Here is a 16,693-nt window from a genome sequence, read left to right on the forward strand (position 1 = left end):
GGGGCTAAACCCGCGAAAAAAAAACCGCCACTGGTGTCAGTGGCGGTTTTGGGTATCGCAATGCCCTTAGAACGGCATCTTGAAGCCTGGCGGCAGTTGCATGCCGGCGGTCATGCCGCCCATCTTCTCCTGGCTGCTTTGCTCGACCTTGCGCACGGCGTCGTTCAACGCAGCGGCAATCAGGTCTTCCAGCACTTCCTTGTCGTCTTCATCTGTCGACATCAGGCTCTGGTCGATGCTGACGCGCTTGACGTCGTGACGACCGGTCATCACCACGCTCACCAGACCGCCACCGGACTGGCCGGTGACTTCGGCGTTGGCCAGCTCTTCCTGCATCTTCTGCATCTTTTCCTGCATCTGCTGGGCCTGCTTCATCAGGCCGGCCATGCCACCTTTCATCATGGGGTATACCTCGATTGGGTCATGTGATGCGGCCTGGCATCGGGCCGGCCGCATGGTTATCCGTTACTGGCCCTGATCGACCAGGGCTTCTACAGGCTCAATAGTATCCTGCCGTACCTTGGCGCCGAACAACTTGATCATCTGCTGGATCAACGGATCCTGCTCGATCGAAGTGACCGCGTCCTGCTGGCGCTCGGCACGCTTGCGCGCTGCGGCCTGGGCCGGGGTTTCCTGCTCGGGCAGGATCAGCTCGATGCGCAGGTTAAGCGTACGCCCCAGGTGCTGGTTAAGCGCCTCGTTCAAGCGCCGCTGCTGGGTTGCATTGAACAGCGCGCCCTGGCCCGGGTCCAGGTGCAGCAGCCAATCGTCACCCTCGGCGGCAATCAGCGTACAGTTTGCCGCGATGTTGCCTGTCATACCGGACACAGGCAACTGTGGGAATAATTCCAGCCATTGCAGGGCCAGGCCCGTGGCCGGCTTGGCTGCTGGCAGCGGTTGAGCTACAGGCTTGGGCGCTTCTTCCTGAACGTGCTCGGCCAGTTCGTCCAGGTAGCTGAAACCGACTGGGTCGCTTTCGCCGCCGTAGTAGTCTTCATCCAGCGGCGGCTCATCGTCGCGTTCCATGCCCACGGCAGCATAGGCAGACGGATCGAAAGGCGGCTCGTCGAGTACCGGGGCAGCCTTCGGGGGCGCCGCCGGGGCAACCGGTTCAGGCACAGGTGCAGGTGCAGGTGCAGCCGCTACCGGAGCAGGTGCGGCTGCCGGTTCTTCCCATGGCAGGTCAACCACCTCGGCAACAGGCTCGGGCACGGAAATGGCCTCGATCTCGGCCTTCAGCTCAACGTCTGGCTCGACCTCCGGCTCATGGTCGGCTGTCGCCGGTGCAGGCACTTCCACCTGCGTCGCGGCTACCGCAGGCTCAGGCGGCACGACCGCGACAGGCGGTGTGGGCTCGGCCGGCGCCAAGGCTGCCACCGACGCTGCGGGATCAGCTGTGGCCTGGCTGATCCCCACTGGCTTTAGCACCGGTTTCGGTGCGTCGTCCGTATCGGCCGGGCGGAACGCCAGCATACGCAGCAGGACCATTTCGAACCCACCACGCGGGTCCGGCGCCAACGGCAGATCGCGGCGGCCGATCAGGCCCATCTGGTAATAGAATTGCACGTCTTCGGCCGGCAGCGCCGAAGCCAGCGCCAGTACACGCTCACGATCGCCCTGGCCGTTGTCCACCGCTTCCGGCAGCGCCTGGGCGATGGCCACACGGTGCAGCACATTGAGCATTTCGGCCAGCACGCCCGACCAGTCCGGCCCCTGCTCGGCCAGGTTGCGCACGGCCTCCAGCAACGCCCTGGCGTCACCTTCAAGCAGCGCCTGCAGCACACCATAGACCTGGCCATGGTCGAGGCTGCCCAACATGGCGCGTACATCGGCAGCCAGCACCTTGCCTTCGCCAAAGGCGATGGCCTGATCGGTCAAGCTCATGGCGTCACGCATTGAGCCATCAGCCGCACGGCCCAGCAGCCACAGGGCATCCGGCTCGAACGGTACGTTTTCGGCGGACAGCACGTGGCTCAGGTGCTCGACCACCCGCTCCGGGCTCATGTTCTTCAACGAGAACTGCAGGCAGCGCGACAGGATGGTGGCCGGCAGCTTCTGCGGGTCGGTGGTGGCAAGGATGAACTTGACGTAGGGCGGCGGCTCTTCCAGCGTTTTGAGCAAGGCGTTGAACGAGTGGGTCGAGAGCATGTGCACTTCGTCGATCAAGTAGACCTTGAAGCGCCCACGGCTGGGGGCGTACTGCACGTTATCGAGCAGTTCACGGGTGTCCTCGACCTTGGTGCGGCTGGCGGCGTCGATCTCGATCAGGTCGACAAAACGGCCTTCGTCGATCTCCCTGCACACCGAACAGGTGCCGCACGGGGTGGAGGTAATGCCGGTTTCGCAGTTCAGGCACTTGGCGATGATACGGGCGATGGTGGTCTTGCCCACGCCCCGGGTACCGGTAAACAGGTAGGCGTGGTGCAGGCGCTGGTTGTCCAAGGCATTGATCAAGGCCTTCAGCACATGGGCCTGGCCGACCATTTCGCGGAACGAGCGCGGACGCCATTTACGTGCAAGAACCTGATAACTCATCGAAAAACCATCGTAGCCTGATAGAGCGGAAGATCGCTAATGCTAGCGGAGCGGGGGCAAAATTGCACCCTGCGCGAGTCGTCTAAGCTTGGAAGCAGGCGCGTTGTTCAAGGAGGATACGCCTTTGCCAATATTGCTGGCCCTTCTGCTGCTCTGGTCTGCCCACTGCCTGGCTGAACAGCCGGTGCTGCGCTTCTCTGTCGCGGAGAGCTGGAGCATGCCGCTGGTGCGCATCGAAGCTGACCAGCCCGTGGAAGGCCTGGTGTACGACCTGATAGAGGCGCTGGCCAAGGAAGTGGGCGTACGCCCCCAATACCACGTGATGGCTCGCCTGCGCCTGCAGGAGGCCATGAACAGCGGTGATATCGATGTGCGCTGCTATGTCAGCACCCAGTGGTTCAATGATCGCCCAGGGGATTTTGTCTGGAGCATCCCGCTGATTCACCAGCGCGACCTGCTGGTGGGGCGCGTTGGCGATAGCTCCCCGATGCCCGCGGAGCAATTGCCTGCCCAGGCTATCGGCACGGTGCTGGGTTACACCTACTCGACCTTGCAACCTCTGCTGGATCAAGGCCGACTGCACCGCGAAGACAGCCGCAGCCAGTTGCTGGTGCTGCAGAAGCTGCAGGCTGGGCGCTATCGGCATGCGGTGAGCAACCAACTGTCGTTGCAGTGGTTCAACCAGGGTTTGCCAGCCGACCAACGATTGCAGGGATTGGCGGTGCTGGAAGAGCAGGACCTCGGGTGCATGGTGCGCAATGATCCCGCAGTGCCGACACAAGGGTTGTTGCGGGCGTTGGTAAGGATGAAGCAGTCGGGGGAGATCGAGCGGATTTTGCAGCGCTATGGCGGGATGGGGCCTTGGGATGCTCCGGCGCCCCACCCTTGATCTCGGTTGTGCTGACAGGTGTGAAGGCGCAGGCGATACTGGCCCGGGAAGATGTAGGAGCGAGCTTGCAAGGTGGCTCTGACCAAATTGATCACACTCACACCAAAACCAGCAAACCCGCACTCAAGAACAACCCCACTCCAAACACAAAATGCGTAGCCAAGCTCTTCAAGCAGTTGCGCGCAGGCGTCGGCGTTCTGGACGCGAAGAAACCCGCCCCCATCACCGGCTGCATGAAGCACAGCGGCGCCACGACGGTGCCTACGCCAACAACTACCGCAGGGAGCAAAGTAGGCGCCAGCAACCAGCTCTCACCTACGATCACAACCAGCAGCATCGCGAACAGCACGCCGATCGCATAATGAATCACCCACCCCCACACCAGCTCATTGCGCACCGGCTCTGCTTTGGCAATCGCCTGGTGCGACACACGGCCGTCAAGCAGATGCCCCGCCCAACGCCCGACCATGGCGAAGTTCAATGTGGCGACACCCAGCCGCCTCAGCAGCAACCCCCACAGGTCCATCACGATGGTGGCACCGATGCCAATCGGCAAGGCAGCTAGAAACATCGCAGTAAACGTCATTGAACAAGCCCTCGAAGATTGACGGTCATCACCATGCCGCGCAGCATAGAAGTTGAAGTCAACTTCAAGTCAAGGGCCAAAAATGGACATTGCCGACGTCGCCAAACGCACAGGCGTACCTGCATCGACACTGCGTTACTACGAGAAGAAAGGTTTGCTCAAGTCCCTGGCCGGGCGCGGCCAGCGGCGGCAGTTTGCAGCCGATGTGGCAGACAGGCTGGCACTGATCGCCCTAGGGCAAGCGGCGGGATTTTCGCTGGATGAAGTAGGCGCCATGCTGGTGGACTTGCAGGTGGACCGGCAGATGCTGCTGGCCAAGGCAGACGAAATTGATGCGCGGATCAGGCGGCTGCAGGCCATGAGCAAAGGATTGCGGCATGCCGCGCAGTGCCCGGAGGAAGATCATCTGGCATGCCCGAAATTTCAGCGGCTGATGAAACTGTCGGCTACGGGAGCATTGGGAATGAAGCAGGGAAGAACGAAGGCGTTCGCGGCAAATTGAGGTTTTTCACCCCCAGAAATGGAGGCGGCCCCACCAGCCACACCCCGGCACTCGATGTTCCCGCTATGGCTGCTCCCTTCCGGGCCTGACCAGGTTAACGGGTAATCAATGCGGGGGGACCGATGGGGCCACCACTACATGCCTCGCTGAACAGCGAGTGGCGCCATTGTACCGGTCTTGAGGGCAGATACAACCTCTGTAGGCGAAAAAGTCATCATTTCTCAATGACTTGTCAGATCGTGGGGCCGCAGTGCGGCCCGATCGCGACGCAAGGCCACGCCTACTGGGGATAGCGCAGGGCTCTAAACAACAATGCCCTGCTCGGCCAGGAATGTGACGAATGCATCTTCATCCAGCACCTTCACGCCCAGCTCGCTGGCCTTGGCCAGCTTGGAGCCCGCCCCCGGCCCTGCCACCACGCAATGGGTCTTGCCAGAAACCGAACCCGCCACCTTGGCCCCCAGGCTTTCCAGCTTGTCCTTGGCAATATCGCGGCTCATGCGTTCCAGCGTGCCGGTCAGCACCCAGGTCTGGCCTGCCAGCGGCAAGCCTTCGGCAACCTTCTTCTCGCAGCTCCAGTGCATGCCGAACGCCAGCAACTGCGCTTCGATGTCCCGCGCCAGTTTCTGGTTCGCTTCATCCTTGAAGAACTCACGCACAGCATCAGCCTGCTTGGCCGCCAGGGCCTGGCGCAGGTCGATGCCGTCGGCGGCGATGATCTTCTCCAGGCTGTCGAGCTTGGCAACCAGCTTCTCGGCACCGGTCGGGCCGACCGAGGCGATGTCGAGCTTGGCAATCATCCCAGCCAAGGTAGTACTGGCGGCGAACTCGGCAGCCAGTTCGCCTTCGTCCTGCAATTTCATGCCACTGGCCAGAAGTTGTTCAATGACCTTCTGGTTGTGCTCGTCTTCGAAGAAATTATGGATTTCGTAGGCCACCTCCAGGCCGATATCCGGCAAGTAGGTCAGCACTTGCGGCAGTGCCTGCTGCACACGCGCCAAGCTGCCCAGCGAGCGGGCCAGCACCTTGGCGGTCTCTTCGCCTACGTCGGGAATGCCCAACGCGTAGATGAACCGTGCCAGGCTCGGGCGCTTGCTGGCCTCAATGGCATCGAGCAACTTCTTGCTGGACACCTCGGCGAAGCCTTCAAGGCCAACGATCTGCTCGAACGCCAGTTTGTACAGATCAGCCGGCGAGCCGATCAGGCCTTCGTCCACCAACTGCTCGACACTCTTCTCGCCCAGGCCGTCGATGTCCATGGCCCGGCGCGACACATAGTGAATGATCGCCTGCTTGAGCTGGGCGCCACAGGCCAGGCGACCAACGCAGCGGTACACCGCGCCTTCGCTGGTGGTTTCCTTGCCCTTGCTGCGCTTTACCAGTTGGGTACGCTCGACTTGCGAGCCACACACCGGGCATGCGCTTGGCACTTCTACCGGACGGGCATCGTCGGGGCGACGCTCCAGCACCACCTGCATCACCTGCGGGATCACGTCACCGGCACGGCGGATGATCACCGTATCGCCAATGCGCAAGCCCAGCCGAGCGATTTCGTCCATGTTGTGCAGGGTGGCGTTGGACACGGTTACTCCGGCCACCTTGACCGGCTTCAGGCGTGCCACAGGCGTTACCGCACCGGTACGGCCAACCTGGAACTCGACGTCCAGCACCTCGGTCAGCTCTTCCATGGCTGGGAATTTGTGGGCAATCGCCCAGCGTGGCTCTCGGGCGCGGAAGCCCAGTTCGCGCTGGGCAGCCAGGTTGTTAACCTTGAATACCACACCGTCGATCTCATACGGCAGGCTGTTACGCCGCTCGCCAATGTCGCGGTAATAGGCCAGGCATTCTTCGATACCCGCCGCATGCCTGAGCTCGCGACTGATCGGCATGCCCCAGGCCTTGAGCTGTTCGAGGACACCGATATGGCTGTCGCCGATGCTCTCGGACACCTGGCCGACGCCATAGCAGCAGAACTCCAGCGGGCGGCTGGCGGTGATTTTCGAATCCAGCTGGCGCAGGCTACCGGCGGCAGCGTTGCGCGGGTTGGCGAAGGTCTTGCCGCCGGCTTCGGCCTGAGCGGCATTGAGCCGGTCGAAACCGGCCTTGCTCATATACACCTCGCCGCGCACTTCCAGCACTGCTGGCCAGCCCTCGCCCTGCAGTTTGAGCGGGATGTTGCGCACGGTGCGCACGTTGGCACTGATGTCTTCGCCGGTGGTACCGTCGCCACGGGTGGCGCCCTGCACCAACTGGCCATCGCGGTACAACAGGCTCACGGCCAGGCCATCGAGCTTGGGTTCACAGCTGTAGTCGACCGCACCGGGTTGGTCGAGGCCTTCAACCACGCGGCGGCCGAATTCGCGCAGGTCGGTTTCTTCAAAGGCGTTGCCCAGGCTGAGCATGGGCACTTCGTGGCGTACCTGGCTGAACGCAGACAAAGCCTCGCCACCGACGCGCTGGGTTGGCGAATCGGGGGTTACCAGGTGGGGGTGTTCAGCCTCCAACGCCTTGAGCTCGTTGAACAGGCGGTCGTATTCGGCATCGGGCACGCTGGGCTCGTCGAGCACGTAATAGCGATAGTTGTGCTGGTCGAGTTCGGCACGCAGTTCATGGATACGGGTTTCGGCGGTCATTTCTCAGGTTCTCTTGCAAAGCAAAAGAGCAGCCCTTGGCTGCTCTTGCGCTTGAAACAGGGTAGACAGCACCAGGCCAGGCCTGCCCACTTGGGCATATCAGCGCTTCTGGGTCAGCGCACGGCGCTCGAACTCGACGATACGCTGGCGATAATGCTCGATGGTCTGGGCCGTCAGCACGCTGCGCTGATCGTCCTTGAGCTCACCGTTCAGTTCGTGGGCCAGCTTGCGTGCGGCGGCCACCATCACATCGAAGGCCTGCTTCGGATGACGCGGGCCCGGCAGGCCGAGGAAGAAGCTCACCGCGCGGGTGCTGAAGTGGTCGATGTCGTCCAGGTCGAACACACCAGGCTTGACCGCGTTGGCCATGGAGAACAGCACTTCGCCGTGGCCGGCCATGCTCTCGTGACGATGGAAGATATCCATTTCGCCGAAGCGCAGGCCGCTTTCCAGAATGTTCTGCAGCAACGCCGGGCCCTTGAAGCCACCCTCGTCGCGGGAAATCACGCTGATCACCAGCACTTCTTCGGCTGGCGGCAAGTCCTTGACGCTGCTGCTGGCAGCCGGCGCAGCATTGCTGCGGGTGTTGTCGGCGGCAAAGTCGTCGTCGCTGTCGGCAAACAGGTCAGGCTCGCGTGGCTCGGCGCTCAGGTTAAGGTCGCCCTGCTGCACATCGGCAGCCGCGGCGCGCTTGCCGCGCTTGCCGGCCTTGGCCGGCTTGTGCTCGCGTTCTCGATCACGCGCAGAAGCGCTGAGCGACGGCAGGTCGCTTTCGTCCAGCTCAGGCTCCTTGTGGGTATCCAGCACCCGCGACGGGCCGAGCACTTCGGCACTGCCGCCTTCCTCGTCCGGCACATTGGAATAACTGCGATCCAGACGGAATTTCAACTTGCCTTTCCCGCCGCGCATGCGGCGCCAGCCGTCGAAAAGAATCCCGGCAATGACAATGATGCCGATGACGATCAGCCACTCGCGCAGACCGATTTCCATGTAATCCCGTGCCTCTATAAAAATATGCTTGAAAACAAAGGGTTCAAAGCCCTTTAACACGTGGCGCCAACTCTATGTTCTGACAGGCGTTTTACCCACGCAAAAAACGAGTGACATTAAGCTAGCACGACCAAAGACAACTTTACACCGTCTGTCGCACATGACGGGGGCATTTCGCTGCAGAAAATGCCTCCATCGTCGCGCATCAAGCGTCGACCATGGCCATGGCCGCCTCCACATCAACTGCAACAAGACGTGAACAACCGGGTTCATGCATGGTCACCCCCATCAACTGGTCCGCCATTTCCATGGCAATCTTGTTATGGGTGATGTAGATGAACTGCACGCTTTCACTCATTTCCTTGACCAGGCGCGCATAGCGCCCGACGTTGGCATCGTCCAGCGGCGCATCGACCTCGTCGAGCATGCAGAACGGTGCGGGGTTCAACTTGAAGATGGCAAACACCAGCGCCAAGGCGGTCAGTGCTTTCTCGCCGCCGGACAGCAGATGGATGGTGCTGTTCTTCTTGCCCGGTGGCCGCGCCATGATCGTCACCCCTGTATCGAGTAGATCTTCGCCCGTCAGTTCCAGATAAGCGCTGCCACCACCGAAAACTTTTGGGAAAAGTGCCTGTAATCCGGCATTTATCTGATCAAAGGTATCCTTGAAGCGGTTGCGGGTTTCCTTGTCGATTTTGCGAATGACGTTTTCCAGGGTCTCCAGCGCTTCGACCAGGTCGGCGTCCTGGGCGTCCAGGTAGCGTTTTCGCTCGGACTGCTGTTCATATTCCTCGATGGCCGCCAGGTTGATTGCCCCCAAGCGCTGGATACGCGCATCAAGCTGCTCCAGTTCCTGCTCGGTACCCTGCTCACTGGCCTCGGCCTCCAGGGTAGCGAGCACACCTTGCAGGTCGTAGCCGTCGGCCAGCAGTTGCTCCTGCAGCGTCTTGCGTCGCACATCAAGGCCTTGGCACTCCAGGCGCAGCTGCTCCAGCTGGCCGCGCAGCAGCTGGGCCTGCTGCTCAGCCTGGGTGCGCCGTTTTTCGGCATCACGCAGCTCGCGGTCGGCTTCGTCCATGTGCAGGCGGGCCTGGCGCATTTCCTCGTCGACGCTCATGCGTCGTTCCAGTAACTCTTCGAGCTTCAGGCGCAGCTCTTCCTGCGGGGCCTCACCCTCCTCCAGGTTCAGGCTCAGTTGCTCCTGCCGCTCGGTCAAGCGCGCAGCCTGCTGTTCCAGGCGCTCCAGGGCCTGGCGGGTGGAATCGTGCTGGGCACGCAGCGACCCTAGACGCACCGCGAGCTGGTGGGCGTGATCCTTGTGCTGGCGAGCCTCCTGGCGCACCCGGTCGAGGCCTTCGCGCAGGGTGTCGCGGCGGGCCATCAACTGTTCGCGCTGCTCGGTGTCCTGGGCCATCAGCTCAAGGGCTTCTTGCAACAACAGGCGTGCTTCGCCCAGTTGCTCGTGCTCCAGGGCGCGCTGCTCTTCCAGTTCGCTCAGTTCTTCTTGCAGGCGCCGGCGGCGCAGCTCGACCTGCTCGGCACGCGCACGGCTGGCCGAAAGGTTGGCCTTCAGCTCGCCGTGCAGGCGGCTCTCTTCCTGGGTGCGGCGGCGCAACTGTTCGCGCTGCTCCTCCAGGCCCAACTGCTGCTCGCGCAGGGCCTGCAACTGTTGATCGAGCTGCTCCAGTGCTGCTTCCTGTTCCAGTTGTTCCTGGCCCAGGCGCTCGATTTCCTGGCCGCGCGCCAGCACGCCGCCTTCGGCTTCACCACCACGGCGCACCCGCAAGAAGTGCCGGCCAACCCAGTAGCCATCTCGGCTGACCAAACTATGCCCTTCGCCAAGCGATGCGCGCTGCGCCAGTGCCTGGGCAAGGTCTTCCACGGGCTTGACCTGGCCCAACCAGGGCGCCAGGTCGATACGGCCCTGGACCTTTTCCAGCAGGCTGCCCGGCAAAGGCAAGCTGTTGTCGCTGGCCAGCAGCAGGCGCAACTCGCCTTGCTCCAGGCCAGCAAAATCGAGGCGGTTGAAATCGTCTACCAGCACAGCCTGCAGATCGGCGCCGAGCACAGTCTCCACGGCCGTTTCCCAACCTGGCTCTACTCGCAATCCTTCGGCCAGCCGCGGCTGTTGCTCCAGCCCTTGGTCGTGCAGCCAGTGCGCAGCGCCTGTACCCGGCTCCAGAGCAGCCTGCTGCAAGGCTTCAAGGGAGGCCAGGCGCCCGCCCAGGCGCTGCAGGTCGCCCTGTGCCTGCTGCTGGGCCTGGGTGGCCTGCTGCAGTTGCTCGCGCGTGCCTTCCAGGCGCTCGACCACCTGCTCTTCGGACAGTTGCAATTCTTCCAGTAACATTTCGCTGCTGGCCAGTTGCTCGGCAAATTCGAGCATGGCCACATCCTGCGGCTCGCTACCCAGCTGCTCGCGCTCCTCGCCCAGCTTGCGCTGGCGCTCGGCCTGGCGCTCCAGGCTGGTTTCCAGCTGCTGCAGGCGCGCCTGCTGCACTTCAGCCTGGCGGCGCGGCTCGGCGGAACGGCTGTTGAAGCTGTCCCACTGTTCCTGCCAGCCGTGCATGCCCAGCTCGGCCTCCTCAAGCGCGGCAGCGGCCTCTTCGGCAGCGGCCAGGGTCATTTCCTGCTCGGGTTCGAGCATGGCCAGCTCTTCGCCCAAGGTGGCCAGCAGGGTGCGGTCGTGGCCAAGGTGCGATTCGGTTTCCAGGCGGGTGCGTTCGGCCTCTTTGAAGTCGTCCTGCAACTGGCGCAAGCGCTGCTGGCCGTGCTGGATGCTCTGCTCGACCCGGGCGATGTCACCGGCCACGGAGTAGAAGCGGCCTTGCACCTGATTGAAGCGTTCGGACAATTCGTGATGGCCGTCACGCAGGCGTTCGATGCTCGCGTCGGCATTGCGCTGCTCGGCCACCAGCGCCTCGTGGGACACGCCCTGATCGCCGATCACCGACTCGCGCTGGCGTACCTGCTCGTCAAGGCCGCGCCAGCGCAAGGCCGCCAGGCACGCCTTCATCTGGCGCTCCTGGGCCTTGTACTCGCGGTACTTCTCGGCGGCCTGGGCCTGACGATGCAGCCGCTCCAGCTGGCGCTCGAGCTCTTCGCGCAAGTCGGTCAGGCGGGCCAGGTTTTCCTGGGTGCGGCGGATGCGGTTCTCGGTTTCGCGGCGGCGCTCCTTGTACTTGGAGATGCCGGCGGCTTCCTCGATGAAGTTGCGCAGCTCCTCGGGCTTGGCTTCGATCAGCTTGGAGATCATGCCCTGCTCGATGATCGAATAGCTGCGCGGCCCCAGGCCGGTACCGAGGAAGATGTCGGTAATGTCACGCCTTCGGCATTTGGTGCCGTTGAGGTAATAGCTGTTCTGCCCGTCGCGGGTCACCTTGCGCCGGATCGAGATCTCGGCGTAGGCAGCATATTCGCCAACCAGGGTAGTTTCGCTGTTGTCGAACACCAGCTCGATGCTCGCCTGGCTGACCGGTTTGCGGCCACTCGAGCCGTTGAAGATGACGTCGGTCATCGACTCGCCGCGCAGGTTCTTCGCCGAACTCTCGCCCATCACCCAGCGCACCGCGTCGATGATGTTGGACTTGCCGCAGCCGTTGGGGCCTACCACAGCCGCCATGTTGCTGGGGAAGTTGACCGTGGTCGGGTCGACGAACGACTTGAACCCGGCCAGACGAATGCACTTCAGGCGCATCGGTCAGCCTCGGGCCAGTGCCGCCAGCACCAGTTCGCAGCTGCGCTGGCCGTAGGCAGTGAGCACCTCGCGAATGCGCGGCAGGTCACGGGCGACCACGGCTTCGAGCAGCCGGGCGAACAGGTCGAGGTAGTCGATCATGTTGGCCTGTCGCTGGTCCAGCGACAGGTAGTAGGCACGGCTCATGGCCGGCTGCAGGTTTTCCACGGTTTCCTGCAGGAACGGGTTGTCGGCGAACGGATAGGCCGCGCGCATCACCGCAAAGCTGTCGGCGACGAAGGTCTTGATGTCGAGTTGGTCATGGGCACGCTGCAGGCGCTGCTGGATTTCCAGAAACGGGCGCAGGTCGGCTTCGGTGCGCCATTTTTGCGCAACCGCGTTACCCAGCAGGATGTAGAACTCGCCCATCAGCGAGCACAGGCTGCGCACGCTGCGCTCGTCCAGCTCGGTTACATGGGCACCCCGGCGCGGCAAGATGGCCACCAGGTGGCGGCGTTCGAGAATCAGCAGTGCTTCGCGCACCGACCCACGGCTGACGTTGAGCGCCTGGGTGACCTTCTGCTCCTGGATACGCTCGCCTGGCGCCAGCTCGCCGCGGATGATGCGTTCGGCCAGGTAATCGGCAATCTGCTCGGAGAGGCTGTCCGGGGCCTTGAACGTCATGGTTTTCCTTCAAAATCATTGAACTGGGCACAAGGGGCGGATTGTAGCGTACTTGGGCGGTCATCGCGCAGAGGGCCCAGGCGGTTTATTTGACCTGCCAGACAGCCATGCGCCCGGCGCGATCTATGCTTGGGATATGGGCAATGTGTTCGGCCGGGCATGGACATGAGCATTTTCTTGACCTTTGAGTCAGAAAAATATTGACCTGCTAGACAGGTGTTGCTTAGAGTCCGCCCAACAACAATAAAACCATTGCGAGGCCATCCCCGTGATCCAGTTTCTCGTCAACCAGGAGCTGCGTAGTGAGCACGCCCTGGACCCGAACATGACGGTGCTGCAGTACCTGCGCGAGCACCTGGGCAAACCCGGTACCAAGGAGGGCTGCGCCAGTGGTGACTGCGGCGCCTGCACCGTGGTAGTCGGCGAACTGACCCAGGACGAACAAGGTAACGACAGCCTGCGCTACCGCAGCCTCAACTCGTGCCTGACGTTCGTCTCGTCGCTGCACGGCAAGCAGCTGATCAGCGTCGAAGGGCTCAAGCACCAAGGCCAGCTGCACAGCGTGCAACAGGCCATGGCCGATTGCCACGGCTCGCAATGCGGCTTCTGCACCCCCGGCTTCGTCATGTCGCTGTTCGCCCTGCAAAAGAACAGCAGCGGCCCCGACCTGCACCAGGCCCAGGAAGCCCTGGCCGGCAACCTGTGCCGCTGCACCGGCTACCGGCCGATCCTCGACGCCGCCGAGCAGAGCTGCCGCCAGCCCTGCCGCGACCAGTTCGATGCCCAGCAGGCGCAAACCATCAGCCGCCTCAAGGCCATTACGCCAACCCAGACCGGCGAGCTGAACAGCGGTGACAAGCGCTGCCTGGTGCCGCTGACCGTAGCCGACCTGGCCGACCTGTACAGCTCGCACCCCGAAGCCCGCCTGCTGGCCGGTGGTACCGACCTGGCGCTGGAAGTGACCCAGTTTCACAAGACCTTGCCCGTGATGATCTATGTCGGTCACGTGGCCGAGCTCAAGCGCATCGAGAAAACCGCCAGCCACCTGGAAATCGGCGCCGCCACCCCGCTCACCGACTGCTACGGCGCGCTGAACGACGAATACCCCGACTTTGGCGCCCTGCTGCACCGCTTCGCCTCGCTGCAGATCCGCAACCAGGGCACGCTGGGCGGCAACATCGGCAACGCCTCGCCCATCGGCGATTCGCCTCCCCTGCTGATTGCCCTGGACGCGCAGGTGGTCCTGCGCCAAGGCGAGCGCCAGCGGGTGATGCCACTGGAAGACTACTTCATCGACTACCGCATCACCGCCCGCCAGGACAGCGAGTTCATCGAGAAGATCATCGTGCCGCGCGCCACCCGCGACTGGGCGTTCCGCGCCTACAAGGTGTCCAAGCGGCTGGACGATGACATCTCCGCCGTGTGCGCGGCATTTAACCTGAGCATCGAAAACGGCGTGGTCAGCGGCGTGCGCATCGCCTTCGGCGGCATGGCAGCGATCCCCAAGCGCGCCCGCGCCTGCGAGGCGGCGCTGCGTGGCAAACCGTGGGACCAGGCCGCCATCGAGCGCGCCTGCCTAGCCCTGGCCGAAGACTTCACCCCGCTCAGCGACTTCCGCGCCAGCAAGGAATACCGCCTGTTGACTGCGCAAAACCTGTTGCGCAAGTACTTCATCGAACAGCAAACGCCGTACATCGAAACCCGGGTGACCGCTTATGTCTAACCATCACGTAGCCAAAAGCCAGGCCGAGATGGCCGAATTGTTCAGCCAGGACCTGACCACCGGGGTGGGCCGAAGCGTCAAGCACGACAGCGCCGACAAGCATGTATCTGGCGAGGCGCTGTACATCGACGATCGCCTGGAATTCCCCAACCAGTTGCACGTCTATGCGCGCACCGCCGACCGTGCTCATGCGCGCATCCTGCGTATCGACACCACGCCATGCTATGCCTTCGAGGGCGTGCGCATCGCCATCACTCACGAAGACATCCCCGGCCTGAAAGACATCGGCCCGGTGGTGGCCGGCGACCCACTGCTGGCCATCGACAAGGTCGAGTTCTTCGGCCAGCCCGTGCTTGCCGTCGCTGCCTGTGACCTTGAAACCGCTCGCCGCGCGGCCATGGCCGCCATCGTCGAATACGAAGACCTGGAGCCGGTACTGGACGTGGTCGAAGCGCTGCGCAAGAAACACTTCGTGCTCGACAGCCACACCCACCAGCGCGGCGATTCCGCTGCCGCCCTGGCCAGCGCCCCGCACCGTATCCAGGGGACCCTGCATATCGGCGGCCAGGAACACTTCTACCTGGAAACGCAAATTTCCTCGGTGATGCCTACCGAAGATGGCGGCATGATCGTCTACTGCTCCACGCAAAACCCCACCGAAGTGCAGAAACTGGTCGCCGAAGTGCTCGACGTGCCAATGAACAAGGTGGTGCTGGACATGCGCCGCATGGGTGGCGGTTTTGGCGGCAAGGAAACCCAGGCTGCCAGCCCGGCGTGCCTGTGCGCGGTCGTGGCGCGCCTGACCGGTCAGCCGACCAAGATGCGTCTGCCACGGGTCGAAGACATGACCATGACCGGCAAGCGCCACCCGTTCTACGTCGAGTACGACGTGGGCTTTGACGATAACGGCCGGCTGCACGGTATCAACTTCGACCTGGCCGGCAACTGCGGCTACTCGCCCGACCTGTCCGGTTCGATCGTCGACCGTGCCATGTTCCACTCCGACAACGCCTACTACCTGGGCGATGCCACCGTGCACGGCCACCGCTGCAAGACCAACACTGCCTCCAACACCGCCTACCGTGGCTTTGGCGGCCCACAGGGCATGGTTGCCATCGAGCAGGTGATGGACCACATCGCCCGCCATCTGGGCCGTGATCCGCTGGCAGTGCGCAAGGCAAACTACTACGGCAAGACCGAGCGTAACGTCACCCATTACTACCAGACCGTCGAGCACAACATGCTCGACGAGATGACCGCCGAGCTGGAGGCCAGCAGCGACTATGCCGAGCGTCGCGAGTCGATCCGCCGTTTCAATGCCAACAGCCCGATCCTGAAGAAAGGCCTGGCACTGACGCCGGTCAAGTTCGGTATTTCGTTCACCGCCACCTTCCTCAACCAGGCCGGCGCACTGATCCATATCTACACCGACGGCAGCATTCACCTGAACCACGGCGGCACCGAGATGGGCCAAGGCCTGAACACCAAGGTGGCACAGGTGGTGGCGCAGATCTTCCAGGTGGATTTCAGCCGCATCCAGATCACCGCCACCAACACCGACAAGGTGCCCAACACCTCGCCGACAGCGGCCTCCAGTGGCGCCGACCTGAACGGCAAGGCGGCGCAAAACGCTGCCGAAATCCTCAAGCGTCGCCTGACCGAGTTCGCCGCACGGCACTATCAGGTGACCGAGGAAGACGTCGAGTTCCGCAACGGCCACGTGCGCGTACGCGACCAGATCGTCAGCTTCGAGCAACTGGTGCAGCAGGCTTACTTCGCCCAGGTGTCGCTCTCCAGCACCGGTTTCTACCGCACGCCGAAGATTTTCTACGACCGCAGCCAGGCCCGCGGCCGGCCGTTCTACTACTTCGCCTTTGGCGCTGCCTGCGTGGAAGTGATCGTCGACACCCTGACCGGCGAGTACAAGATGCTGCGCGCCGACATCCTGCACGACGTGGGCGATTCGCTGAACCCGGCGATCGACATCGGCCAGGTGGAAGGCGGATTCATCCAGGGCATGGGCTGGCTGACTACCGAAGAGCTGGTGTGGAACGCCAAGGGCAAGCTGATGACCAACGGCCCGGCCAGCTACAAGATCCCGGCAGTTGCCGACATGCCGCTGGACTTGCGGGTGAAGCTGGTGGAAAACCGCAAGAACCCGGAAGACACCGTGTTCCACTCCAAGGCCGTGGGCGAGCCACCGTTCATGCTCGGCATCGCTGCCTGGTGTGCGATCAAGGACGCCGTGGCCAGCTTGGCCGATTACCGGGTGCAGCCGAACATCGACGCGCCGGCGACACCGGAGCGGGTGCTGTGGGGTTGTGAGCAGATGCGCAAGGCGCTGGCTGAAACCCAACCTGCCGAACAGGAACTGGAAACCGTCACCCACTGACAGCGAGGTTCCATGCAGGAGCGGCCTTGTGTCGCGAAAGGGCTGCGCAGCAGCCCCAACAATCTATGTAGTAACCGATATTTTGG

General features: G+C 62.9%; 11 protein-coding genes and 1 other RNA gene. 4 read left to right on the forward strand and 8 right to left on the reverse strand.

Features of this window, described 5'->3' with window-relative positions:
- Nucleotides 1–66: 66 nt before the first annotated feature.
- On the reverse strand, nucleotides 67–402 hold the full coding sequence (locus tag APH42_RS16305) for a YbaB/EbfC family nucleoid-associated protein (RefSeq protein ID WP_003254305.1): 336 nt from the start codon (nucleotides 400–402) through the stop codon (nucleotides 67–69).
- A 63-nt stretch (nucleotides 403–465) separates the two neighbouring features.
- Nucleotides 466–2,535, reverse strand: coding sequence for a DNA polymerase III subunit gamma/tau (gene dnaX, locus APH42_RS16310; protein ID WP_060493779.1), 2,070 nt, complete (start codon nucleotides 2,533–2,535; stop codon nucleotides 466–468).
- 124 nt (nucleotides 2,536–2,659) lie between these two features.
- On the opposite strand from dnaX, the gene APH42_RS16315 reads away from it, so the two are divergent.
- Entirely contained in the window at nucleotides 2,660–3,424 is a 765-nt protein-coding gene (locus APH42_RS16315) for an ABC transporter substrate-binding protein (RefSeq protein WP_012273419.1), read from the forward strand.
- Nucleotides 3,425–3,521: 97 nt separating this feature from the next.
- Here the strand turns inward: APH42_RS16315 and APH42_RS16320 are convergent, their stop codons facing one another.
- Nucleotides 3,522–4,010 carry a DUF2938 domain-containing protein gene (locus tag APH42_RS16320; RefSeq protein ID WP_060493780.1) on the reverse strand — a complete coding sequence of 163 codons (489 nt, stop codon included), beginning with the start codon at nucleotides 4,008–4,010 and terminating at the stop codon, nucleotides 3,522–3,524.
- A gap of 82 nt (nucleotides 4,011–4,092) precedes the next feature.
- Between APH42_RS16320 and APH42_RS16325 the strand changes: the two genes are divergently transcribed.
- On the forward strand, nucleotides 4,093–4,512 hold the full coding sequence (locus APH42_RS16325) for a helix-turn-helix domain-containing protein (RefSeq protein ID WP_060493781.1): 420 nt from the start codon (nucleotides 4,093–4,095) through the stop codon (nucleotides 4,510–4,512).
- 28 nt (nucleotides 4,513–4,540) lie between these two features.
- Here APH42_RS16325 and ffs read toward each other — a convergent pair.
- The 5 genes from ffs to APH42_RS16350 all read right to left on the reverse strand — a co-directional run bounded on the left by ffs (nucleotide 4,541) and on the right by APH42_RS16350 (nucleotide 12,492).
- Nucleotides 4,541–4,637, reverse strand: an RNA gene (ffs, locus tag APH42_RS16330) — signal recognition particle sRNA small type.
- 177 nt (nucleotides 4,638–4,814) lie between these two features.
- Nucleotides 4,815–7,145 carry an NAD-dependent DNA ligase LigA gene (ligA, locus tag APH42_RS16335; RefSeq protein WP_060493782.1) on the reverse strand — a complete coding sequence of 777 codons (2,331 nt, stop codon included), beginning with the start codon at nucleotides 7,143–7,145 and terminating at the stop codon, nucleotides 4,815–4,817.
- A 99-nt stretch (nucleotides 7,146–7,244) separates the two neighbouring features.
- The gene (gene zipA, locus APH42_RS16340) at nucleotides 7,245–8,135 is read right to left on the reverse strand and encodes a cell division protein ZipA (RefSeq protein ID WP_060493783.1); all 891 of its coding nucleotides are present in this window, start codon (nucleotides 8,133–8,135) and stop codon (nucleotides 7,245–7,247) included.
- Nucleotides 8,136–8,340: 205 nt separating this feature from the next.
- The gene (gene smc / locus APH42_RS16345) at nucleotides 8,341–11,829 is read right to left on the reverse strand and encodes a chromosome segregation protein SMC (RefSeq protein ID WP_060493784.1); all 3,489 of its coding nucleotides are present in this window, start codon (nucleotides 11,827–11,829) and stop codon (nucleotides 8,341–8,343) included.
- A 3-nt stretch (nucleotides 11,830–11,832) separates the two neighbouring features.
- Nucleotides 11,833–12,492, reverse strand: coding sequence for a GntR family transcriptional regulator (locus tag APH42_RS16350; protein ID WP_012273425.1), 660 nt, complete (start codon nucleotides 12,490–12,492; stop codon nucleotides 11,833–11,835).
- Nucleotides 12,493–12,760: 268 nt separating this feature from the next.
- On the opposite strand from APH42_RS16350, the gene xdhA reads away from it, so the two are divergent.
- Together xdhA and xdhB are read left to right on the forward strand one after the other, a co-directional pair.
- A complete protein-coding gene (gene xdhA / locus APH42_RS16355) occupies nucleotides 12,761–14,215 on the forward strand; it encodes a xanthine dehydrogenase small subunit (RefSeq protein WP_012273426.1) in 1,455 nt (484 codons plus the stop codon).
- Nucleotides 14,208–16,607, forward strand: coding sequence for a xanthine dehydrogenase molybdopterin binding subunit (gene xdhB, locus APH42_RS16360; RefSeq protein WP_012273427.1), 2,400 nt, complete (start codon nucleotides 14,208–14,210; stop codon nucleotides 16,605–16,607). Before xdhA ends, xdhB begins: the two co-directional genes overlap by 8 nt.
- Nucleotides 16,608–16,693: the final 86 nt, after the last annotated feature.

The organism is Pseudomonas sp. NBRC 111140, from assembly GCF_001320885.1.
In the GTDB taxonomy this organism is placed as follows: domain Bacteria; phylum Pseudomonadota; class Gammaproteobacteria; order Pseudomonadales; family Pseudomonadaceae; genus Aquipseudomonas; species Aquipseudomonas putida_P.

What these genes read in the sequence shown, in the direction of transcription:
- APH42_RS16305 (WP_003254305.1), bottom strand. Translation starts at nt 402, where the DNA reads ATGATGAAAGGTGGCATGGCCGGCCTGATGAAGCAGGCCCAGCAGATG.
- dnaX (WP_060493779.1), bottom strand. Translation starts at nt 2,535, where the DNA reads ATGAGTTATCAGGTTCTTGCACGTAAATGGCGTCCGCGCTCGTTCCGC.
- APH42_RS16320 (WP_060493780.1), bottom strand. Translation starts at nt 4,010, where the DNA reads ATGACGTTTACTGCGATGTTTCTAGCTGCCTTGCCGATTGGCATCGGT.
- APH42_RS16325 (WP_060493781.1), top strand. Translation starts at nt 4,093, where the DNA reads ATGGACATTGCCGACGTCGCCAAACGCACAGGCGTACCTGCATCGACA.
- ligA (WP_060493782.1), bottom strand. Translation starts at nt 7,145, where the DNA reads ATGACCGCCGAAACCCGTATCCATGAACTGCGTGCCGAACTCGACCAG.
- zipA (WP_060493783.1), bottom strand. Translation starts at nt 8,135, where the DNA reads ATGGAAATCGGTCTGCGCGAGTGGCTGATCGTCATCGGCATCATTGTC.
- smc (WP_060493784.1), bottom strand. Translation starts at nt 11,829, where the DNA reads ATGCGCCTGAAGTGCATTCGTCTGGCCGGGTTCAAGTCGTTCGTCGAC.
- APH42_RS16350 (WP_012273425.1), bottom strand. Translation starts at nt 12,492, where the DNA reads ATGACGTTCAAGGCCCCGGACAGCCTCTCCGAGCAGATTGCCGATTAC.
- xdhB (WP_012273427.1), top strand. Translation starts at nt 14,208, where the DNA reads ATGTCTAACCATCACGTAGCCAAAAGCCAGGCCGAGATGGCCGAATTG.